This window comes from Hydrocarboniphaga sp., from assembly GCF_965279055.1.
In the GTDB taxonomy this organism is placed as follows: domain Bacteria; phylum Pseudomonadota; class Gammaproteobacteria; order Nevskiales; family Nevskiaceae; genus Hydrocarboniphaga.
On sequence record NZ_OZ257125.1, the window covers coordinates 2,152,757 to 2,175,678 of the forward strand.

Below are 22,922 nucleotides of genomic sequence, written 5' to 3' on the forward strand. Positions count from 1 at the left end.
GAACTTTTGTGTCCGACGAGGTCGATGCGCCGGCCGATGCGATCTGGGAAATGTTGTTGAACTGGCCCGCAATCCTGGAGTGGATGCGCGTCGAAGGCCGGCCGGTTCCGCTGGTCGACGTGCAGTTGAAAGCCGGGCACACGCTGGGCCAGTTGCCGTGCACGCGCAATTGCATATTCGATACCGCTTTGCTGCCGCCGGGCATCGTGATTCCTGCAATGGTGCCGGAGACGCTGCTGTACGTCGACCACGTGGCGCGCTTCATTTACTACAACATGGAGGGCGAAGGCCCGTTTGGTCTGCGCAACTACCTGGCGACAACCGAAGTTGATGACCTGGGCAATGGGCGCAGCCGCGTGACTTGTTCCGGTCGCTTCGATCTGCCGTCCGCGGCGCCGACGGCGGTAGTCAAAGGCGCAATCGAAGCTGTGTACGACTGCATCGTGCATGACATCGCGGCGACCGCGACGAAGCGCTTCGTGGCGTAGGTCGCGTCGTCGTTTGATTGATGCGAGATATTCAGCGGGCTCTGACCTGCAGGGCTGCATCAGAGGTTCCCGAAGAGACCGGACTGGACGTTGCTGGAGCATTCAGTCGGATCGATTTCGGGATGAAGTGGGTGACGTTTCTGCCCATGACATCTTGCGTGTGAATTAATCACGACTACTGGCAATGAGGTACATCCGTGCGTCAGACGTCGGTAAGTAGCACCGCCATGAAGGAGAACTGCCCGTGCAAGCCCGTGCCATGATTCCCCAGCCGCCTTTCGAGGCGGTGATCGATCCTGTCGTACAGACCTGGGTTACCGGGTGCATGGCGCTGGCGGCGCTGATCGCGCTGTTCTACGGTCTGATCTATTGGGCACGTTCGGGCAAGCCGACGTTCCTGCTGCTGTTCCTAGGCGGTGGCGCCATGATGGTGTTCGAGCCATTGGTGGATACGGTCGGCGCCTGCTGGTTTCCTGAAGTTAATTCATGGGTAGTGCTCCATGCCTACGGGCGGCCACTGCCGTTGTGGCTATGCCTGACTTACTTCTTCTATTTTGGCATTGGCGTCGGCTTGACTTGGCAGTTGATGCGCGTCGGACTGTCACGCGGCAAGCTCTGGGGCTTGTTTGTTGCTGGCATGGCCGGCGACTTCGTACTCGAAGCCACGTTGATGCACTTCGATACCTACCTCTACTACGGCTGGCAGCCTCTGGTCCTGCTCAAGTTCCCGCTGTGGTGGGCGCCGGTGAATTCCTTGATCACGATGGTCGCCGCCGCCGTGATCTGCCGCTACGAAGCCTATTTGTGCAATGGCTGGCGGCAACTGCAGATCATCCCGATCCTGCTGACGGTCAGCGCTGCGGTGAATGCCATGGCCGGCTGGCCGTCGTGGTTTGTGATCAACACCGACGTCGGTCCGGCTTGGACTCAGTTTGGCGGTCTGGCCACGTTTGGCCTTTCGACCTGGTTCATGGCGATGGTGGTGTCAACCGTCGCCGCGCCATCGGCGTCGACGATCCGCGCAAACACAGCGGGGTAGTTGTTTTTGCCTGGTGCGATACGGGAGTCGAGCTGCCGTTGGTGGTCGCCGACATTCCCTTGGCTATTTGTACTAATAAACGAACATCGCTTGGATGAATAATGCTTCCCGACCGATCTTGAACCGAGACCGGGTTCCACGCTGCCAGCGATAGGAGTCTTGAGTGAACGTGCGCGTACCCGAAGCCGGCTTTAGCAAGCGGGCAATGCCGCTGTCGTTGACACGTCCGCTGCCGATCGTGATCTGGGCCTGGGCCGGCGCGGCGACACTGGCGTTCCAGATCTATGTGCTCGCGGCCTGGGTATTCGGCTCGCATTTCGTAGCGACACCGCCTGGCGCGGACGCGGTAACGGACACCCAGCATTTCTACTACTTGTCGTTGCAGGTCGGCGTTACGGGTGCCGCTGTTTTCTGTCTGTTCAAGTGGCTGGTGTTGCCGTGGATTCATGAGGGAAGAATGACCGCCGATGGCCGCTTGTTTGCGGCCGGTGCGATGATTTTCTTCTGGGACATGGGCATGAACTACACGTCCACGTCGCTGTTCTACAACTCGCATCTGGTGAATTTCGGTGCCTGGTCGCTAGGCTCGTGGCCGGGCTGGATGAGCCCTAACGGTAATCTTCTACCAGAGCCGATTTTCATCACGCTGCCCGGCTACACCTCGCTGGTCACCACGCAGGCGATCTTCATCTGCTGGCTGCTGCGCAAGGCCAAGACCCGCTGGCCGACTATGGGCCTGCTGGGCATGCTCGGGTTCATCGTGCTGGGTTGTACGGTCGTAGATACGCTGATCGAAATCACGCTGCTGCGCACTGGCATCTACGCGTATCCCGGTGCGGTGCGTTCGCTGAGCCTGTTTGCCGGCCAGATTTACCAGTTCCCGCTGTACGAAGGCCTGCTGTTCGGCGGTTTCGGCGTCGGCGCGATGACGGCGTTGCATTTCTTCCGCGACGATAAGGGGCAGACGCTGGCCGAGCGCGGCGTTGACGAGCTGAAGATGGGTGCCACCGGCCGGCAGTGGATGCGCGGCCTGGCGGTGTACGGTTTTTGCCACCTGTGTTTCTTTGTTCTGTACACGGTGCCGATGCAGTGGTTCTCGCTGCACTCGGATCCGTACCCGGCCGGTTACCCCTCGTACATGACGAACGGCATGTGCGTATACGGCATTAACGCGGATCAATGCCCCGGCCCCGGCGTGATGATGCCGCGCTTGTAGTGGCTGTTCTGGTTGACCAACCTGGGATCGGATTGCCTGGCCTGATGCTCGGCATTTACGTCTACTACGGGCGGCAGCCTTACAAGCGGTTCGGCTTTGCGTGGTAGATGGCGATGATCAATTCGCTCATGTCCATCGTGCTGGGCGCCGCCTACCGGTCGTTCGACGACATACTCGATCGCGGGCGGGTCTGGCTGGTGGCACCAGTGGTGACGATGGCGAACGGCGTCTGCTAGATCGCGGGGGCTGGCCGACTTAGCTTGCGAGGAATTCAGGCCATGGTCTGCTGGTCACGCATGCGTCGGCCCCAATTTCGCTAGGAATGTCGGCGACCATCGTCTACCTTCACAGTCTCAGATTGTGTACTACGTCCCTTGCTTCGACAGCTGACTTGCAGTTAAGACCATGACTTCTATCGAATCGAACAAAGCACTCGCACTGGATTTTCTCGGCCATGCCTTCGCCAATCGTGTCGACGAGGCGCTGTCGCGGCTGTCACCGGATGCGAACTGGTGGGTGATCGGCGACCCGCAGCGGCTGAAGGTTTCGGGTGACAAGAACCGAGTGCAGATCGAGAAGCTGCTGCGTGGACTCGTGCGGATGATTCCCGGCGGAATGCGCATGACGGTCAAGGGCATCACCGCCGAAGGCGCGCGCGTGGCGGTGGAGATCGAATCCGAAGGCGCGTTTGCCAACGGGGGCGCATACCACAACCACTACCATTTCCTGATCGAAATTCGCGAAGGCCTGATCGTGTCGGTGCGTGAATACATGGACACGCTGCATCTGCTTGATGTGTTGAGCGGCTGAAAACGCTTGGGACCGCTGCTGCCGCCTAGGAATCTGCGCTTCAGCGGCCGACTGGCAGCACGGGGATTGTTGCTGGCCTGCCATATCCCCGCGCGCGCGATCACGCACATACCGGCTCGTCGCTGAGGGCGCTCAACTCAGCGTCTGGCCGCCGTCCACCACCAGGATCTGCCCGGTGACATGCCGCGCCGCGTCCGATGCCAGGAACAGCACTGCGGCGGCGACGTCCTCCGGCTCGCCGAGGCGCCGCAGCGCGGTGCTCTCGATGGCCTGCTGTTCGGCGCCGGCTTGGCTCATCAGCGAGCGGATCATGTCGGTGCGCGTGGTGCCGGGTGCGACCACGTTGACGCGAATGCCCGCCGGACCCCATTCGACCGCGAGCTGCCGCGCGAGATGATTGCCGGCCGCCTTCGACACCGCATAGATGCCCGAATTCGGCACCCCGAGCGTGCCGGCGATCGACGACAGCATCACGATTGTGCCGGCACCGCTGGCGCTCATCGACGGATACACCAGCCTGGCCAGGTGCCAGACCGCGCCGAGGTTGGTGTCGAGCACTTTCTGCCAGACATCGGGCGACAGCTCCAGCAGCGGATCGAACGAGGGATTGATCGCGGCGTTGGCGACGAGAATGTCGACGCGGCCGTAGCGAGCGAGTGTCTCTTCGATCAGCTTCACGCGGTCTTCCTCGCGCGCGACGTGACAGGCAACCGCGATCGCCTCCGCGCCCTCAGCCTGCAGCTGCGCGCAGATCTCGGCGCAGCGATCGGCCTTGCGCGAGGAGATCACCAGCCGGGCGCCGGCCTGCGCCATCAGCCTTGCGGTGGCCAGGCCGATACCGCGCGTTGAGCCGGTGATGACGGCGACCTTGCCGTCGAGCCGGAATGGCGATGGTGCGGTCATCGCGGCTTATCCACCATCGCGGGTTTTGCGCTTGGCCGCCTGCCGGTCGAGAAACGCCTGCAGCAGCGCCTTGTGTTCTGCACCGGTGAACAGGATGCTGTTGCTGATGCGCTCGACATTGCGCGCCTGCGTGCGGTCCAGGTCGGCCGCCAGTTCGATCGACAGCTTCGCCAGCCCCAGCAGCTCGTAGGGCTGCTGGGCGAGCTTGACGCAGAACGTGCGCACGCGGCTCTCGAACTCCTCGTCCGGATAGATCGCGTGGACAATGCCCATGTTCAGCGCCTGCGCGGCGTCGACGCTCTCGCCGGCCATCACCAGCCAGCGCGCCCAATGCGGCCCGGCGATCCGCGTCAGGCGGCTGATGCCGCCGGAGCCGGGCAGGGCACCGATATTAATTTCGGGCAGGCTGTACGTGGCGCTCGCAGCGGCCAGCCGGAAGTCGCAGGACAGCGACATCTCCAGGCCGCCGCCCAGGCAAGGGCCCTGATGCGCGACGACGATCGGCTTCTCGATGGATTCGAGTTCGTCGAACATGCGGTGGAACTTGGTCCGATACCAATGGCGGCCGTCGAGCGTGCTGCCGGCGACGCTCGGTGAAATATCCGGATTCACGTCCATGCCGGCGGTGAAATACTTGCCCGCGGCGCGGATCAGCATCACGCGCAGGTCGCGGCGCGCGCCGAAGCGGTCGATCGCCGCGCGCAGGATCTCCAGCATGTCGTCGGAAATCGCGTTGTACTTCTGCGGGCGATTCAGCACCACGTCCAGAATGCCGTCCTGCTCCTGCACCAGCACCGTGTCGTTCAAGTTCGTCTCCGTTGACCTGGCGCCATTGTATTGGAATGCTTGCTTACGATGTCGCTGTGGCAACTTCGCCGCGTGTGCCACCGGTAACATGCCCGATCATGCCTTGAGGCAGGAGATGAAACGATGAATGCCCATCCACGGCAGCATGCGCTGCGATACCCGCAGCGGCCAGCGTTGATCCTTGCCGACCGCGATCAGTCGATCAGCTATGCCCAGCTGGTCGAGAATGCGGACCGCGCGGCGCAGCTGTTTCTGGCCCTTGGGGTTGAGCAGGGCGACACGATTGCGATCTTCGTCGAGAACCATATCCGCTACCCGGAGCTGTGCTGGGCGGCGAAGAATTCCGGCATCACTTACGCCTGCGTCGCCAGCCAGTCCAGCGTTGAGGATGCCGCGTACATCGTCGGCAACAGCGGCGCCAAGCTGCTGATCAGCTCGGCCGCGCTGGCGGCCACCGCGGCCGCGGTCGTGTCGCGGTGTCGCGACGATCTGCGCTGCCTGATGCTCGACGGCGTGCGGCCGGGCTTCGATTCCTACGAGACGCTGCTGGCACAGCATCCGCCGCTGGCCCTGGCCGATCGCCGGCGCGGTCCGTCGATGCTGTATTCGTCGGGCACGACCGGGCGGCCCAAAGGTGTGCGCACCGCCTTGCCGGACGAGCCGCCGGAAATTGCACCGCGCCGGCTGGCGATGCTGGTCGAGCGCTACGGCTTGTCGCCCGATACGGTGATGGTCAATCCAGGGCCGTTCTACCACGCGGCGCCCGGGCGTTTCATGCTCAGCGTGCAGCGCATGGGTGGCACCGTGGTCGCGTTCGGCAAGTTCGACGCGCAGGCCACGCTGCAGGCCATACCGCGCTACCGCGCCACACACGGCGTGTTCGTGCCGACGATGTTCATCCGCATGCTCAAGCTGCCGGAGCCGGTGCGCGCCGCCTGCGACGTTTCGTCGATGCGCTGTGCGATTCATCTGGCGGCGCCATGCCCGATCGCGGTCAAGGAGCAGATGATCGAATGGTGGGGGCCGGTGATCGAGGAGATGTACAGCGGCACCGAGGCCGTCGGGCATACGCTGATCGGCTCTCAGGAGTGGCTGCTGCACCGGGGCTCGGTCGGGCGCGCGTTCGCCGGTGCCTCGATCCGCATCCAGGACGAGCAGGGCGCCGTGTTGCCGCCGCGCGTGCCGGGCGCGATCTACATGCGCAACGGCCATCGCTTCGAGTATCACGAGGATCCCGAAAAGACCCGCCAGGCTTACACCGACGACGGTTGGGCGTCTTTGGGCGATGTCGGTTATCTCGACGAAGACGGCTATCTGTATCTGACCGACCGGCAGTCGCACATGATCATTTCCGGCGGCGTGAACATCTATCCGCAGGAGGCCGAGAACCTGCTGTATTCGCACCCGGCGATCGCCGATGTCGCGGTGATCGGCGTGCCGCACGCGGAGTTTGGCGAAGAGGTGAAGGCGGTGGTCCAGGCGCGCGAGACGGTGATCGATGCGGCGCTGCTGGAGGCCGACATCATCGCCTGGTGCCGCGCGCGCCTGTCGGCCGTCAAGTGCCCGCGTTCCGTGGATTTCGTCGACGAACTGCCGCGCAACGAGGCCGGCAAGCTGGTCAAGCGGCTGGTGAAAGACCGGTACTGGAAAGATCGCGGCACGCGGATTTGATGATGTCGACGGCTTACGCTTTTCTGCAACCGACTGACGTCCACAATGCGTCCCCGCTCCGCAACCCGGATAGCACATGACAGCCGATGACGAAGCGAGAACGCGGATCGGGCCGAAACTGACGGCGGCACCCAATTTCCGCGATCTGGGCGGGCTGCGCGCCGTCGATGGCCGTCGTGTCCGCAGCGGCGTCATCTATCGCTGCGAGGCGCTGGATCGCCTCGGCGATCCGGATCTCGAGGTGCTGCACAGCCTGGGTATCGAACTGATCTGCGATCTGCGTTCGCCGGGCGAGCGCCAGCGCGCGCCCAATCGCCTGCCCGCGGGCAACGGCGCGACGCTGCTGACCGCCGACGATGATCGCGATCCCGGTGCGGCCGACATCCGTCGCGCGCTGTTGCGGCGTCCTGACGAGACCCACGAGCAGGCGCGCGCCTACATGATCGGCACCTATCGCGGCTTTCCGCGGGCGTTCGCTGCGACCCTGCGTTCGCTGTTCGACCATCTGCTCAACGAGCGCGGACCGTTGTTGATTCACTGCGCGGCTGGCAAGGATCGCACCGGTTTCGTCTGCGCGATGATCCTGCACGCGCTCGGCGTGGCGCGGCAGACTATCGAGGCCGACTACATGCTCAGCGACCGGCACTTCGGCCGGGCGCGAATCGCCGCGATTCTGCAAGCCGGCGAGGGGCCGCTGCCGGCGAGCGTCGACGCGTTTCGGGTGCGGATGGAATATCTGGACGAGGTGTTCGCCTGCATCGAGCGCGAACATCGCGGAGTCGATGCGTATCTGGAGCAACACGCCGGCCTGACGCAGACGCGCCGCGAGCAGCTGCAGGGCAGGCTGCTGCAAGCGTAGATCGGTAATCCTTTTCCGGCGTCTGACCTCGTCGGGCGGATCACGTCCTGCTCGACGAGGGCTGGATCAGATTTCGAAACCGACGCTCAGATCGATGCCCATGTCCTGGTACATCACCATCGCAGTCGGGCGTCCGCCCAGCGTAACGGTGCCGCCCGGGTGCATGAACGGGCCAGTCAGATACAGGCCGCCGATGTTCGGCACGCGGTAGTTGGCGAGTGCCGGCGTCGGCCGCCTGCCGAGGATCTGGCCGCCCGCGGTGCCGATGCCAAAGATGTCGCCCTGCATCATGCTGGCGGAATGGCGGTGATGATCGAGCGGTGTTTCGATCAGGCGGCCCTTGATGCAGCTGTTGTCGATGTTCGTCGTGTATTTCCTGAACGACTCCCATACCAGGTCGCCGTACTCCTGCTTGCGCTCGTCCCAGGCGTCGATGCCGCCTTCGGCCAGATGCATCGGGGCGAAGTGGTACAGGTACAGCGCGCACTGGTCCGGCGTCGGGACGCGGGTCTTGTCGATGAACGAGTTGATGATCGACAGCGGGTTGAAATGGCCGTAGGGAATCTCGCCGTAGCGATAGCCGTCGTAGATCTTGCGCATGCCGAGGAAATCGCCGCGCGGCATGTATTCCACGACCATGCTGTTACGCAGGATGTCGGGATTGCCGCCGATGAAGATCGGCTCGCGTGACAGTGAAATCTGCTGGTTGACCGCACCGTGATTGCTGAGCTTGGTCGCACGCGCATCGGCGGCCACGCGGTCGTCGATCTCGGGGATGAACTTCTTCAGATTCCAGGGATGAATACAGGCCAGCACTGCGTCCTTGGCGGCGATGGTTTCACCGTCTTTCAGCACCACGCCATGGGCTCGGCCACCGGAAATCTGCAGCTTGACCACCTCGGTGTGCGTACGCACGGTGCCGCCATGATGCTCGATGCATTGCACCAGTGAATCCGACAGCTTCTGCGAGCCGCCGACCACCGCGTAAGGGCCAGAGCCGTGTACCAGCGCCAGCAGGTTGTAGACCAGCACGCCGGTGCCGTTGGACTCGGGGTTCTCCATCGCCTCGCCGATCCACTTCAGATAGTGCAGCCGCACCTCGGTGGATTCGAAATAGCGGCAGATCACGTCGTAGGCGCTGTTGAACAGGCCCGTGGCCAGTTCGGAGCCGATGTCGTTGCCGTCGAGCAGGCCCATGAAACGGGAGAACGGCATCGGCGGCGTTGCGGCGCCAGCGTTCAGCAGCGGCCCGAGCTTGACGCAGCGACGGCCCAGCTCGCGATAGGTTTCGGCATCCTTGGCCGAGAACTTCGCAATCGATTGCGCGGTGCGGTCGACGTCCTGCGTGGTGGCCAGCACCGAGCCGTCATCGAACAGCGTGGTGAATGCCGCATCCCACTCCTTGAACTTCAGACCGAACTTGGATTTCAGGCCGAGTTCGTCTTTCGACAGCGCCGGATTGACCATGCAGGTCATTAGGCCCGTGGCATGCGTGTCGTGGATGAATCCGGGCGCGACTTCCACCGACACCACGCCGCCACCGCAACGCGAATTTTTCTCCAGTACCAGCACGCTCTTGCCGGCTTTTGCCATGTAGGCAGCCGCCGTCAACGAATTCGATCCGCCGCCGACCACGACGATATCGTATGGCTTGCTCATGTAAATTTGTCCTCTCCCCAAGCGAGTGGGGCTGTTGCAGGCACCCCCGCGGGATGCCTGCATGCAAATAGATTGATTGGTTTATCCGCGAACAGTACATTAGCATACCAATCTGCCTGCTCTCGATAAGACTTAGCCGCCGATATCGAAATGCGCTTCAGCTGTGACGGCCATTTCCATTTTGCGTTGCAACATCGCGCATCAGTTGCATCTGCGGGCGACGTCAACCCAAACGGCGGACGCGCTCTCCTTTAATGCTTGCCTTTCCAGCGAGAAACTAACGACATGAAGCTTTATGCCAGTGACAATTCTGACCTGATGGAGATCAGCAAAATCTATCACCTTAATGGCACGCTGATCGTGGAAGGAACCATCATGGGCGCGATGCCGATCAGGGCGATCGTCAAGCCGGTCGAGGTGCGAAAGGCACTGGGGCTGATGTCCTTGAAGACGATGTTCTGTGCTTTTCTCATGCTATTCAAGGGCTCGCGTTGAGTCTGGCGTGAGTGGTTGTATTCGTACGCAAGTAAACCGATAATGGTTTAGAAGCAAACGGTACGTATGCGCACGATGTGACGAACCGGATCGATCATAAAATCAATAGACATAGCCGTGAGCCCACTCGGATTTCTTGAGCGGGATCAAGGAGGAGATTCGAGATGGAATTTGGCAAACGCCAAGATCCGAAGAAGCGCGTGATCGGTATCAGCGGCGTTGTGATCTTTCACATCCTGCTGGTATACGGCCTGGTCAACGGTCTCGCCCGCAAGGCGATCGAGCTGTTGCCGGCACCGATCGAGACCAAGATTCTGGACGAAGTGAAGACGGACGAAGCGCCGCCACCGCCACCGCCGCCGCCGAAGCTCGACATTCCGCCGCCGCCGTTCGTACCGCCGCCGGAAATCAACATCGCCTCGGCACCGGCGCCGACCAACACCATCACCGCGTCGAACAAACCGGCGCCGCCTGCGCCGCCGAAGCCGGCGACCGGCGTGACCAGGGCGCCGGTAGTGAAGGCCAAGCTATGCCGCGAGCCGGACTATCCCGCCGTCTCTGAGCGTCTCGGTGAAACCGGTTCGGTGACCTTGCAACTGCTGGTTGGCATCGACGGCAAGGTCACCGACAGCAAGGTGCAGACCTCGAGTGGTTTCGAGCGTCTGGACAAGGCGGCACAGGCGGCGCTGTCGCGTTGCAAGTTCGAGCCCGGCTCGGTTGACGGCAAGCCGTCGCCGGCCTGGGCGCAGCTGAAGTACACATTCCGCAAGCAGAAGTGATCAACAGAAACCGAGGAGCAGAGCGATGGGTTTTTTCAAGCAGTTGCTGAACGTACTGAGCGGAGCCGCTCTGCTGGTGCTGTCGAACAACGTGGTGGCACAGGATCCGGCGCCTGCCGCGCCGACAACGGAAGCCGCCGCCCCGGCCGAAGCGCCGCTGGCCGAAGCGAAAACCGAGAGTGTCGAAAACCCCTACGGCATCGGCGCGCTGTGGAAGCAGGGCGACTTCGTCGCGCGCTTCGTGCTGATCTCGATGCTGATCATGTCGGGTGCGACCTGGTACATCATGATCGTCAAGTTCATCGACCAGACCAAGCTGATGGGCCAGGCGAAAGCCGCCAACGCGACGTTCTGGAAAGCCCGCTCGGTGCCCGACGGTGTCAATTCGCTCGCCGCCGGCAGCCCGTTCTGGTACATCGCCGACCGTGGCGTCTCCGCACAGAACCACCACGAAGGCACGCTGGTCGAGCAGATCGACCTGAGCAGCTGGGTGACGATGAGCATCAATCGCGCGGTCGACGAAATCCAGTCGCGCCTGCAGGGCGGTCTCGCGGTGCTCGCCACCGTGGGCTCGACGGCTCCCTTCGTCGGCCTGTTCGGCACGGTCTGGGGCATCTACCACGCGCTGACCGCGATCGGCATCAGCGGCCAGGCGAGCATCGACAAGGTCGCCGGTCCGGTCGGCGAAGCGCTGATCATGACCGCCATCGGTCTGGCGGTCGCCGTCCCGGCGGTCATGGGCTACAACTGGCTGGTGCGCCGCAACAAGGCCGGCATGGAAGCGGTCCGCGCCTTCAGCGCCGACCTGCACAGCGTGCTGCTGTCGGGCTCGCGCGTCGGCGACAAGGCCTGATCCGATGGGCATGAACATCGGCAGTGAAGGATCGGGAGACGAAGACGAAGTCGTCTCCGCGATCAACACCACGCCGCTGGTGGACGTGATGCTGGTGCTGCTGATCATCTTCCTGATCACGATCCCGGTGGTGACGCAGACGATCCCGGTGAAACTGCCGAACGAACGCAACCAGGCGCTGCAGACCAAGCCCGAGAACATCACCATCGTGGTGGACAAGGAAGGGAACATGTACTGGAACACGCAGGCGATCCCGGACGTGAACACCTTGCTGGAGAAGCTCAAGGTCGAGGCGGTGAAAGTGCCGCAGCCGGAAGTGCACATCCGCGGCGACCAGACCGCGCGCTACCAGGCGATCGGCACGGTGATGGTCACCTGCCAGCGAGCGGGCATCGCCAAGATCGGCTTCATCACCGAACCGCCGCCGCGAGGCTGAAGCCAACACGAACCCCCGTCATTCCCGCGAAGGCGGGAATCCAGAGACGATAAGGCGCGGCTCTCTGCCCACTGGATTCCCGCCTTCGCGGGAATGACAGGTTGAAGCCAACAAATGGAGCGGCAACGATGGGAATGAACCTAGGAAGCGGCAGCGGCTCCGGTGATCCGGAAGTCGTGGTCGACGTCAACACCACGCCGCTGATCGACGTGATGCTGGTGCTGCTGGTGATGCTGATCATCACGATCCCGATCCAGACGCACGCGGTGAAGCTGGATATGCCCAGCGCGAACCCGCCGGCCAGCGACGCCCCGCCGCCACCGGCAGTGGACCTGGAGATCGACTTCGACGGCACGGTGCTGTGGAACGGCACGCCGATGGACCGCGGCACGCTGGACGCGAACTTCCGCCGTGAAGGCGAGGCCGGCGAGAACCAGAGCGAATTCCATATCCGCCCGAACAAGCTGGTCGAGTACAAGTACGTCGCCGCGGTCCTCGCATCGGCGCAGCGTCACGGCGTGACCAAGATCGGTCTCGTCGGTAACGAACAATTCATGCAGTGAGTGAGCGATGAAAGCACGACGCATCCTTTTATGTCTGGCGGTCTTTTCCCTCCCTTTTTTCTCCGTCCAGACTTTTTCTGCAGAGAAGCTGACGCTGCGTCCGGAGATCGGCAAGCCCTTGCAGGCCGCGCAGACGGCGCTTCAAGCAAAGAACTACGCTGAAGCCAAAACCCAGATCGCCGCGGCCGAAGCCGTGGGCAAGCTCACGCCGTACGAGAGCTACATCGTCGCGCGCCTCAAGTCGGCGGCGGCGATCGGCGCCAACGACTACAAGGGCGCGCTGGTCGCCTACGAGCAGGTGCTGGCGTCGCCGCAACTGCCGGCCGCCGAAAAGCTGCCGACGCTGGAGACCTACGTCAAGCTCGCGTACGCCTCCAAGGACTACGCCAAGACCGCCGATGGCATCCAGAAGTACCGGGCCGCCGGCGGCAACAACCCCGAGCTGCTGAACCTGTATGCCCAATCGCTATACCTGGGTGGAAAATACAAGGAAGCGGGTTCCGAACTCAGCAGCCAGATCACGGCACTTGAAGCGGCGGGCAAGCGCCCGACCGATACGCAGCTGCAGTTGCTGGCGAGCTGCTCGCTGAAGCAGAACGACATGATCGGCTACACCGCCGCGCTCGAGAAGATCGTCGTCTACACGCCGAAGAAAGACTACTGGCTGGATCTGATCCTGCGCACCGCCGGCAAGCCGGGCTTCTCCGATCGGCTCGATCTGGATGTCTATCGTCTGCGCAAGGCCACCGGCACGATGGACAAGGCCAACGACTACATGGAGGCCGCGCAGCTCGCGCTGCAGGCCGGTTATCCCGGTGAGGCACAAACCTTCGTCGATGCAGGCTACGCGGCCAAGCTGCTCGGTGCCGGGCCCGATGCGAGCCGCCATCAGCGCCTGAAAGAACTCGTCACCAAGAAAATCACCGAAGACAAGGCGACACTGGCTGAAGGCGAGAAGGCCGCTGCGGCACAACCCACCGGCGATGCGCTGGTGAGCACCGGATTGAATTACGTCGGTTACGGCCAGGCCGACAAGGGCATTCCGCTGATCGAGGCCGGCATCAAGAAAGGCGGCATCAAGCTGCTCGACCAGGCCAAGCTGCACCTGGGCTATGCCTACCTGGTGGCGGGTAAGAAGGACCAGGCGCAGAAAAACTTCGCCGGCGTTCAGGGCTCCGATGGATCCCGAGATCTTGCGAGACTCTGGACCGTGCAAATGAAAGCTCCAGCGCCGAAATAAGACGCGATCGATTTATTCCGAGTGGCATAAAGGGAGAGTGAGGACATGAAGAAGACGGCTTGGGCACTGGCGCTAATGGCGCTGCCGATGACGATGACGTCGGCGTGGGCACAAATGGAATCCACGTCCGAACCGATGCCGGTTCCGGCAGCTGATCCAGTCGCGAGCATGGACGCGGCACCGGTTGCTGAATCGGCGGCGGCCGCTGAACCTGCCGCTGCGCCGGTCGACGCGGGCGCGGCCCCTGCCGCCGCGCCGGTTGCAGAGGCAATGCCGGCGCCGGAAGCGCCGCCGCCGGCTCCGACGCCGGATCCGGAAACCTATCCGGACATGACCAAGCCGGGCACCGCGATCGCCAAGCGCTTCTACATCGCGCCGATGTTCGACTACACCTTTGCCGACAGTGATCGTCAGTCGGACGACGGTCTCGGCGGGCGTTTCATCATCGGCAAGCAGATCGCCCAGGGCTTTCACCTGGAAATCTCGGGCCTGTACGAGCAGTACAAAGCCAAATCCGGCTCTGGCAAAGAGAAACTCACCGGCGGCGGCATCACCGCGCTGGTGTTCCCGTCGGAGCGCTTCACCGGCTTCTTCGGCAGTGCCGGCGTCAGCTATGCCAAGGGCAAGTCCGACGTCGTCACGACACCGAACAGCGATCAGGATTCGACGGTCTGGGATGTCGGCCTGGGTTACCTGGTCGGCCCGTTCCGCTGGCTCAACGACGGCAGCCTGCGTCTGGAGGCGCGTTACCAGGCCGACGAGAAGCACGTGCGCGGAGCGGGCAATGACTTCCTCGAGCCGGTGCTGTCCGCCGGCCTGCTGATCCCGCTGGGGTCCGCGCCGACACCGCCGCCGCCGGTGGTGGAGCCGGTTGCCGTGGTGCCGGTGGTGGCGCCGGCCGACAGCGATGGCGACGGCGTCACCGACGACAAGGACCAGTGCCCGGGCACGCCGCAGGGCACCGTGGTCAACGCCGTGGGCTGTCCGCTGCCGCCGCCGTGCAAGCCGCCGGAAGCAGGGCAGCGCGTCGACCTGTCGGGCTGCGCCGCCGGTGACACGATCGTGTTGCGCGGTGTGAACTTCGACTTCGACAAGGCCTCGCTGACGGTCAACGCCAAGACCATCCTCGACGGCGTCGCGGATGGCCTGACGGCCGCTCCGGACGTGCAGGTCGAAGTCGGCGGGCATACCGACTCCAAGGGCAGCGATGCGTACAACCAGAAGCTCTCCGAGCGGCGCGCCGAATCGGTGATGGAATACCTGGTCGGGCGCGGCATCGACCCGGGCCGCATCACCTCGGCCGGCTACGGCGAGACCCAGCCGGTGGCAGACAACGAAACCGACGAAGGCCGCGAGCTGAACCGTCGCGTCGAGCTGAAGATCACGGCTGGTGCATCTCAAGCCACGGTCGCGCCGATGGCGCCGTCCGAAGCCACCGCGATCCCGGCGCCGGGCTCCGATCCGTATGCGGTCCCGCCGGGCATGGAATCCAGCATGCCGGCGCACACGCCCTGATAGTGATACTTAGATAGTGCATCCGGCCCCGACATGTCTCGGGGCCGTTTGCTCTCGGCGAGGGGCAATGGCCGCTAGAGACACCTCATCGTGGGCCCGCCCTGGTGAGGGGCGGGTGAAGCGCTACTAGGGAACCTCTGATGAAGTTCTGTACGTCCGCGCAGGACTTCATCAGAGGTTCCCTAGGTTCAACATGACTTCCGCGGCTCTGGCGATCGCCTTCAGCGGGCCGATAGCGCAGGGACCATAAACTTCCGAAGAAATTCGGACTGTTTTTTCTCGGTCATGTCCTCCTTGGATATCAGGATGAACTGCATCGCGCGCATGAATTCGAATACGTCCGAATCCGAGAGCGGCTGCCGAATTTCGCCTTTCGACCGCGCTGTTGCAATGAGGTCGCCCCAGACGTTGTGAAGCTGCTCGATGACGTGACTTCGAGGGTCGAGCAGCACGCGCTCGAATCCCTGATAGCCGGTGGCCTGCAGCGTAGACATAAAGACCAGATCCTGCCGTGCGAGGCGCACCGTGTCGACGGTTCCGTGCACGAGCGCGTCACCCAGCGTCTTGTACTTCCTGATCTTTTCTCTGAGCGTGATTTCCATTGCGGAAATTCGCGACTGGGCAACCCGTTCCAGTATTTCCTGTCTGCTCCGGCATATCCGGTATGCGGTGCTGCGGCTCAGGCCTGCTTCCTTGGCGATGTCGACAATGTAGGTTTTATCGACACCGTACTTCTGGATGCATCTCACCGCAGCTTCGATGAGCCGCTGCATGTCCGAGGATTCTTCGGATATGGATTTCGGTGTCCGTGCCACAGGCTCAAGGGCTCCCGCTACTCGTCATGGGTGTCGGACGTCAGTATATCGGGGCGCGCTGCCAGCGCGGAGCGGGAAGTCCTCCTTTCAGGATGTTGTGCTTAGCGCCATCTTCATGAACTGCGGCACGAGCCCGAGTTCGAAGATGGTCAGGCGGATGTCAGTGAGCGTCTCGCTGTGTAGCAGATAGTGGGCCCGGATCATCGCGACCATGATCTTCACTGCCTGGAAGGTGAGGTGATAGTCCAGGGTCGCATCGTCCACGTGCCTGCCGCCGCACCGGCGATAGTGCTCAACGAACGTCGACCAGTCGATATGCTTTGCAAGGCCCAGGCGAACGTAAGCCAGATCGATGCCAGGGGCTCCGAACATGGCAGCTTCCCAATCCAGAACGCCGGTGATGTGGTCATCGTCGATCAGAATGTTGTGAATACTGTAGTCGCCGTGGACCAGTACGGGCCGACTGGTGTCCTCCGGAACATGGGTTTCAAGCCAGTCGAACAGATAAGCCAGCAGCGGTGACGGCAGCGTACGGGCCGTGCGCACGTAGTCTCGCCAAGAGGCGATGTGTCGGCGATAGCCCTGCGCGATGGTCTCTGTGAGCACCGAGGGGTCTTCAAACCTGGCGATCACCTCGGACAGGCTTTCGAGCGGTATCTGGTGAAGCTTCGCGAGCAGCTCCGCAAACTCCAGGGCTAGCGATTCGGGTATGCGGTTGGCCCCTTCCAGAAAAGAGCCGGCCGCCTTTCCGGTGAGCGCTTTCATGACATAGAAAGGCGCGTCGATTCCCGGGGATTTTCGACTGAACCATAACGGCAGCGGTGCGCGGTATCCGCTTCGGTTTACTGCACTCACCAGATGGAATTCCCGCTCGAGGTCGAACGAGGGATGGTCGCAGATAGGCGCTGGATCTTCCTTTCGCACGACCAGCTTTTCCAGGGCACCTGACCCATCTTTGATTTCGAGCAGATACGTCTGTTTGCCGAAGCCGCCGGCGGCCCGCTGCAGGTGGGTGATCGTGACGGCGTCCGCGTCGTGATGACCGCTGCGGATGAAAGCGGTGAGCGCATCGCGTAACGGGGGCTCTGTGCTTTCATTTCCGGCAGGCGGTGCAGGGACGGCCGCGAAATCGCTACCGGTCTGGCATTCCCACTCCGCTGCCTGGCGCAGCAGCGCCAGATCCCCGGCATTGCGAAGCTTGAATGGCACGCTCTGGGCGAAAAGGTTGACCAGCTCAGCGAGCCAACGGGTCAGTTCACCGTTGCTGACCGCGAGCGGCTCGAAACCGACCGCGTCACTGCGGGCGCCGGTCGGTCGAGCGGGAAGCGGTACGCCGTGCGCCGTCAAAGCCGCTTCCAGGCTCGCCGCAATGTCCATCGCCTGGAGGTTGCGACGCTCCAGCAGCGAACCGCCTTCGTCTTCCCGCCGCGCAACGGCTCGTATTGCATCGAGTACGAACGCCCCGGCGGCGAGGGCGCTCGGCGACTGGAGCTCCGGGATGATGGTTTCTTCCAGAGCCTTCAGCGCCACCTTGTAGTAGAGCGGTTTACCGATGAGCTGCATTGGAGGCCTCTACGAGATAGTCGTTCCAGAAATTGTCGTTGTACTCGCCGTAGGCGATGCGCCCGTCGCACTCCCATCGCATGCCACAGACCAGGCTCTGAAGATTGGGCCAGGGTCGCCACGGCATCGAGTTGAAGCGGGTGCCGCTCAGCCTGATGCGCTCGCCGTTCTCGGCAGTCAGCTCGGCATCAACGCGATTGGCCAGCAGCGTGACCGGATCACGCTCGACGCGTTTGCGCGCGGCGACGATTCTCTGGACGCGCCCCGCACGCCGCACCCAGGCCGATGTCACCAGCCGGTCCGGCGGCAACGCGAACTGGCCCTTGATTTCCGGATTTTCGCGCGGGTCGTCGAACACCGTCGCAACCAGGCTGAAATCCTCGCCGAATACCGCGGTGATCCAGCCGAAAGGCGGCAAGGGCAGATTGGCTTCGGGCCTGGCTTTGCCCCACGAACGGTCGCGCATATGAAAGCTGTCGACGGTATAGCGCTTGCCGCGCAACAGCAGCTCGCCGCGCGCGTGCATCGCCTGCTCGAAATGGTTGCCGTCGCCGAGCATCACTGGCGGCGCGAGTGCCTCGAAGCGCACGTCGATGGCGTTCTGGCGTGCCTCGTCGGTATAGGTCATATGGTGCTGCTTGAGCGGCTCCAGCACTTTCATGCCATAGCCGTTTTCCAGCCGGTACTCGGCGAGATCCTGATGCAGCGCGGCATCGGTCATGAACTCGCGGTAGTCGCAGATCTCTGACGCCAGCATGTAACGCTTGTCGCCCTGCCAGACAATGATGCCGCCGGTGAGCGTCTTGAGATTGACGTGATGCCAGATGTAGCCGAATGCAGTGATCCGTTCCTCGGGGACGTAGAAGCCGAAGTACTGTGTCTCGGTCGAGGTCGGATCCGTAACCAGCCGATTGCGCTCCGGATGAAGATAGTCGTCTGCCGGCGCGCTGTCGGCGAGTGCGTCGTTACGGACCAGATAAAAAGGCTGCTGGGTATCGTTTGCCATGGCGGCTCCTATTTGAGATCCCAGTTGAGGCGGATGCCGTAGAAGGCCGGCGGTGCCGCCGCATCCGTTGTTCCGAAATCCAGCGTGAAACGGCTGTAGTTGTAGCGAGTGTTGGTGAGGTTGGTGCCGAATACCGTGACCCTGACGTTGGACCTTTCATGCAGGTAGCTGGCTCGCAAGCCCAGCAGTCCGTAGGCGCCCTCCTTGGTGAAACTGTCTTCCTGAGCGAGGTAGTGGAAGCCGGAGTTGTAGTAGTAATCGCCGCCGATCTCGAGGCTGCCCGTTGGAATAGAGAAGGTCTGGCTCAGGCCGACGGTCCCGGAGAAGCGAGGCGTTCTTGCGATCTGATTGCCGGTGTAATCGTTGTTCCTGGAGAACAGGCGGGTTTGCGAATTGAAGCCCGCCGCGTTTTGATAGTCCGTGTATTCGGCCTGCAGGAAAGCGCCTCCCAGCGTCATGACCAGGCCATCGGTCAGGTTGGGAAGCAGCTGGGTCGTCGTGTCGAAGTCGATGCCGCGGATGCGGGCAGCCTTGGCGTTTTCGAAGCTGACAGCTCCGCCGTTCAACAGCGAAACGAACTGAACCTGCAGATTGTCGATGTCGTACTGGAAAATCGCCGACGACACGGTCATCAGACCGTCGAACAGCTTGGACTTCACGCCGACTTCATAGGCCGAGATCTCCTCGGGCTTGATGAAGGAAGGCACGGTGTAGATATTGATGACGTTGACCGCCGCGCTCTTCACCGCTTGCTGCCACGAGGCGTAAAGCAGGCTGTCGTCGCCGAGATGGTAGTCCAGCGTCACCTTGGGCTTGAACCCCTTGGTGGAACGGCTGTTCCCACCGGGTACGTCACCGCCGATCGGAGCGCTTTGGGCATCGGAGCCATAGCTCTGAATCCGGGTTTGCGAACCGTCGAGGTTGGACAGCGCCGCAGTGGATTCCACCAGCGTGCGTTTCTCGTCCTGATAGCGACCGCCGAGAGTGACCGAGAATCGATCCGTCAACGCGGCGGTGGCCTGCAAGTAGTACGCCAGCGACTCGACGTTGGTCAGGCCCACCAACTCGACGTTGCCGTTGGGAATGCCGGGAAGGCCTCCCAGCACTTGTTGCAGCGGATCGTAGAGCCCGGCGGGAATCGGCACTCCCAGAACGGTGCCGGCACCGAGATCCAGGCCGGCCACGGTCAGGTACACCGGATCGAAGCCTTGCCGCCCCTTGAAGTAGTAGGAGCCGGCGACATAGTTCAGCCAGTCCGATCCCCAGGAAGTCGAGTTCGAGATGAGCTGCACCTCGGCGGTCTGCACATCCGAGAAGATCGGCGACGCCTCGAAATACACGAGCGGTACTTGAGAGCCGTCGAACTCCGTGGCTACGTTGGCAGCCGCGTTCTGGTCGCTGCCCAGGAGCTTGATGTCGAAGGGATCGAGATTGAACTGAAGGTTTCCGGAGTAGACCGTGTTCTTGACATCCGAGCGGGGCACCGAGTCCACCGCGCCGTGATAGGGGTCCTGCGGCTGGATCACCGCACTGAACAGAGGCGCCGGATCGGTGTTGACCGCAAACAGTGTGGAGACGCCCGAGGATTGTGTTCTGAGAGCACTCAGGTTGAGTTCGACGACCTCGGCCGGTGCCCAGCGCACTGCGGCGCGTGCGCCCTTGGCCGTTTCGCGAGGCAGCGGCCTTCTGGGCGTTCCGATCTCGCCGTCAATATAGTTCTCGGCACTGTCGTAGGTCCCGCCCACGCTGAAGGCGAGGGTGTCGGAGAGCGGTACGCTGACGTAGGCGCGCTCCTGCGCGGTGTCGAACCGGCCAAAGGTCGATTGCAGCGAAACCTCGGTCTGCTGGAAGTCCGGCTTCTTCAGGACGACGTTGATCGCTCCGCCGACCGCATTGCGCCCGAACAGGGTACCTTGCGGCCCCTTGAGAACCTCAACTCGTTCGACCAGCCCGAGGTTCTGAGCCTGTCCCTGCCCGAGAGGGTAGTAAACGTTGTCGACATAGAGCGCGACGCTGGGATCGGCCAGCAGAAACGCATCGCTGCCGACGCCGCGCAGATAAGTAACCGTATATCCCGCCGTCGATGTGATCGACAGGCCTGGCGTCGCCCTCGCTAGATCCTTTAAATCGACAATGCCTTTCGCGTCGAGCGTGTCCGAGCTGAATGCGCTGATCGAGATCGGAACATCCTGAAGATTTTCCTCTCGTTTCTGGGCCGTCACGACGATTTCTTCAATCAGGCGGCTGGACGAGCCAGCACGCTCCTCGGACCTGCTCAGTGACGCGTCCGAGGGTGCCGGCTCTCCAGTCACATCGGAGTCGGGCACCACCGGAATGCTGTCCAGGGCCTCAGCGGCCACGGGCCACGCAACGACGGTCAGAGCGATGGCCGTCAGCTCTCGGCGAATTCTTTTTTTCATTTTCTCCTCCAGGCTTGCTCGCGCGTCCAATTGCGATCCTGACTCGTTCCGGAGCCGGCCGACTTTCTTGTGGCAATCGGACGATTGCGTGGCTTGATCACATGAATTACGACACGTGAGACATATTGTGCGTCGCGTTCCATTAATTCGCAACTGAACCAGCCAGTGACGGCGATACGGCATGGGTTTACGACATCAAGTCTCGACGACGCACTGATGGGTCGGGCACGGCCTCAGGTGCGCCAGCGCTCACACCATCGATCTGGCGCGCGCCGCAGCTCGGTACGTTGTTCGGCAGTTTCCTCTCCCCAAACCGCATAACCGAGTCGACATATCTATCGACTCGACAGTACGCGAGGACCGTCGGAGCCCGGGTGGGTCAGATCGGTCTCGACGAAAGCGCGTACGGAACACACACGATGCGTCGCACGAAACCGACCCTGATCTACCGACGGACCAAGAGTCTTCGAGCCATACAGCCACTGCTCGGGCACACCAAGCTCGACAGCTTCGTGCGATACCTCGGCATCGTGTTCGACGATGCGCTAGAGATGGCTGAACAGGCGGAGGTATGAGGTCCGGTGGCTTGACACCGGACGGGCGCAGGTCGGTGTCCAGCCCGAAGCGGAAGTAGCTGACAACGGAATTTGCGCCGCGAGGCGGACGTTCGTCCCGTCGAGAATCTTGAGTTTCTGGTCAGCTGACGGGCGCGGACTGTGCTCAGCTACTTGCCGTATGAAATGTGATCGCGTATCCATCGGGATCACTGGCAACGAAGAAGCGGCCGAAGGGACTGTCGGCAGGTGGGCTGAGGATCGCGCCGCCGCGCTTGATGATCAGGTCGTGCAGCGCGTCAGCGTCGTTGCATGCGATCCAAAGCACCATGCCCACGCCGAGCGACCCCGATTCGGGAAGAGCACGAATGGGCTCTCGCAGCGCCAGCGGAATCGGTGCGGTCTTGAGAACAATGGCGTGCTGCGGACTCTGCGCCGCAGCTTCGAAACCGAAGACCTCCTTGTAGAACTGAGCGGACTTGGCGAGGTTGCGCACCTGCAACGCAATGAAGTCGGGGCCGATCGGCGTTGTCATGCGAGCACCTGTTTGAGTAGTATCAGTGACCTGACACTAATATAAGGACACTGATATGTCAACGAGGAAAGTGTCTCCTCGCAGCGGAGTTGACTGGGTTGGCTACAACCTGAAGATTACCCAACATCGTTTGCGGCAACGCCTGGATACCGAACTCGCGCGGCTCGGCATCACCGCGCCGCAGAACGCCGTGCTACTCGCCGTCGCCGGCAACCCGCGAATCTCGAATGCCGATCTGGCTCGCGCGGCGTTCGTGACGCCACAGACCATGCAGGCGATCCTCGTCAATCTCGAACGCGGAGGCCTGATCGTGCGTAACCCGCATCCGGAGCATGGCCGGGTCATCATGACCGAGCTGACGAAAGCCGGCCAAAAGGCCGTTGCCGAGGGAGCGAATGCGGCTGATGTGGTGGAGCGACAAATGCTCTCCAAGCTGTCAGCGGAAGAAGCCAGGCTCCTTTGTGCGCTGCTCAAACGCTGTGCTGCCGCGCTGGACGACGAGCCGTCTGACGGGTAGGAGCACGATGACAATTTTATTTTTATAAAAAACGTAATGCGACTACGCTTGCCGGGTTTTGAGCATTTAAACCACGAGCTATTGCATCGATAATAGATGTCACGCTGTACTGGCCGGCGGTGCGCAAGGCCCAACTCGTCCATGCCGGGGTGGAATGGTTTCATCAAATACCATCGCCA

The 22,922-nt window shown here is 62.3% G+C and carries 22 protein-coding genes and 1 pseudogene; 15 read left to right on the top strand and 8 right to left on the bottom strand.

The genetic code is table 11. The annotated features are described in order from the left end of the window. The first annotated feature begins 8 nt into the window (after positions 1–8). From ACQZF9_RS09590 to ACQZF9_RS09605, 4 genes are all read left to right on the top strand, one after another. Positions 9–488, top strand: a complete 480-nt coding sequence (locus tag ACQZF9_RS09590) for an SRPBCC family protein (RefSeq protein WP_428313011.1) — start codon at positions 9–11, stop codon at positions 486–488. Between the two features lie 244 nt (positions 489–732). Next, the gene (locus tag ACQZF9_RS09595; RefSeq protein WP_428313012.1) at positions 733–1,527 is read left to right on the top strand and encodes a hypothetical protein; all 795 of its coding nucleotides are present in this window, start codon (positions 733–735) and stop codon (positions 1,525–1,527) included. A 163-nt stretch (positions 1,528–1,690) separates the two neighbouring features. Continuing rightward, positions 1,691–2,743 (top strand): spirocyclase AveC family protein, encoded by a 1,053-nt coding sequence (locus ACQZF9_RS09600; RefSeq protein ID WP_428313013.1) that lies wholly within the window; start codon positions 1,691–1,693, stop codon positions 2,741–2,743. A gap of 405 nt (positions 2,744–3,148) precedes the next feature. Continuing rightward, positions 3,149–3,553: a nuclear transport factor 2 family protein gene (locus ACQZF9_RS09605; protein ID WP_428313014.1), complete on the top strand. Its 405-nt coding sequence runs from the start codon at positions 3,149–3,151 to the stop codon at positions 3,551–3,553. A gap of 132 nt (positions 3,554–3,685) precedes the next feature. On the opposite strand, the gene ACQZF9_RS09610 is transcribed toward ACQZF9_RS09605, so the two are convergent. Then, positions 3,686–4,456: an SDR family NAD(P)-dependent oxidoreductase gene (locus tag ACQZF9_RS09610; RefSeq protein WP_428313015.1), complete on the bottom strand. Its 771-nt coding sequence runs from the start codon at positions 4,454–4,456 to the stop codon at positions 3,686–3,688. Between the two features lie 6 nt (positions 4,457–4,462). Continuing rightward, positions 4,463–5,263, bottom strand: coding sequence for an enoyl-CoA hydratase/isomerase family protein (locus ACQZF9_RS09615; protein ID WP_428313016.1), 801 nt, complete (start codon positions 5,261–5,263; stop codon positions 4,463–4,465). 123 nt (positions 5,264–5,386) lie between these two features. Here ACQZF9_RS09615 and ACQZF9_RS09620 point away from each other — a divergent pair, with 123 nt between their 5' ends. Both ACQZF9_RS09620 and ACQZF9_RS09625 read left to right on the top strand, forming a co-directional pair. Continuing rightward, complete coding sequence (locus ACQZF9_RS09620; protein WP_428313017.1) at positions 5,387–6,934, top strand: AMP-binding protein; 1,548 nt, start codon at positions 5,387–5,389, stop codon at positions 6,932–6,934. Between the two features lie 76 nt (positions 6,935–7,010). After that, complete coding sequence (locus tag ACQZF9_RS09625; protein WP_428313018.1) at positions 7,011–7,793, top strand: tyrosine-protein phosphatase; 783 nt, start codon at positions 7,011–7,013, stop codon at positions 7,791–7,793. Between the two features lie 66 nt (positions 7,794–7,859). Here ACQZF9_RS09625 and ACQZF9_RS09630 read toward each other — a convergent pair whose 3' ends face one another. After that, the gene (locus ACQZF9_RS09630) at positions 7,860–9,452 is read right to left on the bottom strand and encodes a phytoene desaturase family protein (RefSeq protein WP_428313019.1); all 1,593 of its coding nucleotides are present in this window, start codon (positions 9,450–9,452) and stop codon (positions 7,860–7,862) included. 285 nt (positions 9,453–9,737) lie between these two features. Here ACQZF9_RS09630 and ACQZF9_RS09635 point away from each other — a divergent pair, with 285 nt between their 5' ends. The 7 genes from ACQZF9_RS09635 (at position 9,738) to ACQZF9_RS09665 (ending at position 15,333) form a co-directional block, all read left to right on the top strand. Next, entirely contained in the window at positions 9,738–9,947 is a 210-nt protein-coding gene (locus tag ACQZF9_RS09635; protein ID WP_428313020.1) for a hypothetical protein, read from the top strand. 164 nt (positions 9,948–10,111) lie between these two features. Further along, a complete protein-coding gene (locus ACQZF9_RS09640) occupies positions 10,112–10,726 on the top strand; it encodes an energy transducer TonB (RefSeq protein ID WP_428313021.1) in 615 nt (204 codons plus the stop codon). Positions 10,727–10,751: 25 nt separating this feature from the next. After that, a complete protein-coding gene (locus ACQZF9_RS09645) occupies positions 10,752–11,579 on the top strand; it encodes a MotA/TolQ/ExbB proton channel family protein (RefSeq protein WP_428313022.1) in 828 nt (275 codons plus the stop codon). Positions 11,580–11,583: 4 nt separating this feature from the next. Next, complete coding sequence (locus tag ACQZF9_RS09650) at positions 11,584–12,015, top strand: ExbD/TolR family protein (RefSeq protein WP_428310399.1); 432 nt, start codon at positions 11,584–11,586, stop codon at positions 12,013–12,015. 128 nt (positions 12,016–12,143) lie between these two features. Then, positions 12,144–12,578, top strand: coding sequence for an ExbD/TolR family protein (locus tag ACQZF9_RS09655; protein ID WP_428310398.1), 435 nt, complete (start codon positions 12,144–12,146; stop codon positions 12,576–12,578). 7 nt (positions 12,579–12,585) lie between these two features. Continuing rightward, positions 12,586–13,818 (top strand): hypothetical protein, encoded by a 1,233-nt coding sequence (locus ACQZF9_RS09660; RefSeq protein WP_428313023.1) that lies wholly within the window; start codon positions 12,586–12,588, stop codon positions 13,816–13,818. A gap of 45 nt (positions 13,819–13,863) precedes the next feature. After that, the gene (locus ACQZF9_RS09665; RefSeq protein WP_428313024.1) at positions 13,864–15,333 is read left to right on the top strand and encodes an OmpA family protein; all 1,470 of its coding nucleotides are present in this window, start codon (positions 13,864–13,866) and stop codon (positions 15,331–15,333) included. A 221-nt stretch (positions 15,334–15,554) separates the two neighbouring features. On the opposite strand, the gene ACQZF9_RS09670 is transcribed toward ACQZF9_RS09665, so the two are convergent. From ACQZF9_RS09670 to ACQZF9_RS09685, 4 genes are all read right to left on the bottom strand, one after another. Next, positions 15,555–16,106 carry a TetR/AcrR family transcriptional regulator gene (locus tag ACQZF9_RS09670; protein ID WP_428313025.1) on the bottom strand — a complete coding sequence of 184 codons (552 nt, stop codon included), beginning with the start codon at positions 16,104–16,106 and terminating at the stop codon, positions 15,555–15,557. Between the two features lie 129 nt (positions 16,107–16,235). Further along, positions 16,236–17,711: a phosphotransferase gene (locus ACQZF9_RS09675; RefSeq protein ID WP_428313026.1), complete on the bottom strand. Its 1,476-nt coding sequence runs from the start codon at positions 17,709–17,711 to the stop codon at positions 16,236–16,238. Next, a complete protein-coding gene (locus ACQZF9_RS09680) occupies positions 17,695–18,717 on the bottom strand; it encodes a DUF7064 domain-containing protein (protein ID WP_428313027.1) in 1,023 nt (340 codons plus the stop codon). Before ACQZF9_RS09680 ends, ACQZF9_RS09675 begins: the two co-directional genes overlap by 17 nt. Positions 18,718–18,725: 8 nt before the next feature. Then, positions 18,726–21,137: a TonB-dependent receptor gene (locus ACQZF9_RS09685; RefSeq protein WP_428313028.1), complete on the bottom strand. Its 2,412-nt coding sequence runs from the start codon at positions 21,135–21,137 to the stop codon at positions 18,726–18,728. A 299-nt stretch (positions 21,138–21,436) separates the two neighbouring features. Between ACQZF9_RS09685 and ACQZF9_RS09690 the strand changes: the two are divergent. Then, positions 21,437–21,712: pseudogene (locus ACQZF9_RS09690) on the top strand (integrase); the annotation flags it as partial. A gap of 145 nt (positions 21,713–21,857) precedes the next feature. Here ACQZF9_RS09690 and ACQZF9_RS09695 read toward each other — a convergent pair. After that, a complete protein-coding gene (locus tag ACQZF9_RS09695; RefSeq protein WP_428313029.1) occupies positions 21,858–22,226 on the bottom strand; it encodes a VOC family protein in 369 nt (122 codons plus the stop codon). A 55-nt stretch (positions 22,227–22,281) separates the two neighbouring features. Here ACQZF9_RS09695 and ACQZF9_RS09700 point away from each other — a divergent pair, with 55 nt between their 5' ends. Beyond that, on the top strand, positions 22,282–22,743 hold the full coding sequence (locus ACQZF9_RS09700) for a MarR family winged helix-turn-helix transcriptional regulator (protein WP_428313030.1): 462 nt from the start codon (positions 22,282–22,284) through the stop codon (positions 22,741–22,743). Positions 22,744–22,922 lie beyond the last annotated feature (179 nt).

What these genes read in the sequence shown, in the direction of transcription:
- ACQZF9_RS09695 (WP_428313029.1), bottom strand. Translation starts at nt 22,226, where the DNA reads ATGACAACGCCGATCGGCCCCGACTTCATTGCGTTGCAGGTGCGCAAC.
- ACQZF9_RS09670 (WP_428313025.1), bottom strand. Translation starts at nt 16,106, where the DNA reads ATGCAGCGGCTCATCGAAGCTGCGGTGAGATGCATCCAGAAGTACGGT.
- ACQZF9_RS09685 (WP_428313028.1), bottom strand. Translation starts at nt 21,137, where the DNA reads ATGAAAAAAAGAATTCGCCGAGAGCTGACGGCCATCGCTCTGACCGTC.
- ACQZF9_RS09700 (WP_428313030.1), top strand. Translation starts at nt 22,282, where the DNA reads ATGTCAACGAGGAAAGTGTCTCCTCGCAGCGGAGTTGACTGGGTTGGC.
- ACQZF9_RS09660 (WP_428313023.1), top strand. Translation starts at nt 12,586, where the DNA reads ATGAAAGCACGACGCATCCTTTTATGTCTGGCGGTCTTTTCCCTCCCT.
- ACQZF9_RS09620 (WP_428313017.1), top strand. Translation starts at nt 5,387, where the DNA reads ATGAATGCCCATCCACGGCAGCATGCGCTGCGATACCCGCAGCGGCCA.
- ACQZF9_RS09655 (WP_428310398.1), top strand. Translation starts at nt 12,144, where the DNA reads ATGGGAATGAACCTAGGAAGCGGCAGCGGCTCCGGTGATCCGGAAGTC.
- ACQZF9_RS09675 (WP_428313026.1), bottom strand. Translation starts at nt 17,711, where the DNA reads ATGCAGCTCATCGGTAAACCGCTCTACTACAAGGTGGCGCTGAAGGCT.
- ACQZF9_RS09640 (WP_428313021.1), top strand. Translation starts at nt 10,112, where the DNA reads ATGGAATTTGGCAAACGCCAAGATCCGAAGAAGCGCGTGATCGGTATC.
- ACQZF9_RS09665 (WP_428313024.1), top strand. Translation starts at nt 13,864, where the DNA reads ATGAAGAAGACGGCTTGGGCACTGGCGCTAATGGCGCTGCCGATGACG.
- ACQZF9_RS09645 (WP_428313022.1), top strand. Translation starts at nt 10,752, where the DNA reads ATGGGTTTTTTCAAGCAGTTGCTGAACGTACTGAGCGGAGCCGCTCTG.
- ACQZF9_RS09635 (WP_428313020.1), top strand. Translation starts at nt 9,738, where the DNA reads ATGAAGCTTTATGCCAGTGACAATTCTGACCTGATGGAGATCAGCAAA.
- ACQZF9_RS09630 (WP_428313019.1), bottom strand. Translation starts at nt 9,452, where the DNA reads ATGAGCAAGCCATACGATATCGTCGTGGTCGGCGGCGGATCGAATTCG.
- ACQZF9_RS09625 (WP_428313018.1), top strand. Translation starts at nt 7,011, where the DNA reads ATGACAGCCGATGACGAAGCGAGAACGCGGATCGGGCCGAAACTGACG.
- ACQZF9_RS09610 (WP_428313015.1), bottom strand. Translation starts at nt 4,456, where the DNA reads ATGACCGCACCATCGCCATTCCGGCTCGACGGCAAGGTCGCCGTCATC.
- ACQZF9_RS09605 (WP_428313014.1), top strand. Translation starts at nt 3,149, where the DNA reads ATGACTTCTATCGAATCGAACAAAGCACTCGCACTGGATTTTCTCGGC.
- ACQZF9_RS09650 (WP_428310399.1), top strand. Translation starts at nt 11,584, where the DNA reads ATGGGCATGAACATCGGCAGTGAAGGATCGGGAGACGAAGACGAAGTC.
- ACQZF9_RS09680 (WP_428313027.1), bottom strand. Translation starts at nt 18,717, where the DNA reads ATGGCAAACGATACCCAGCAGCCTTTTTATCTGGTCCGTAACGACGCA.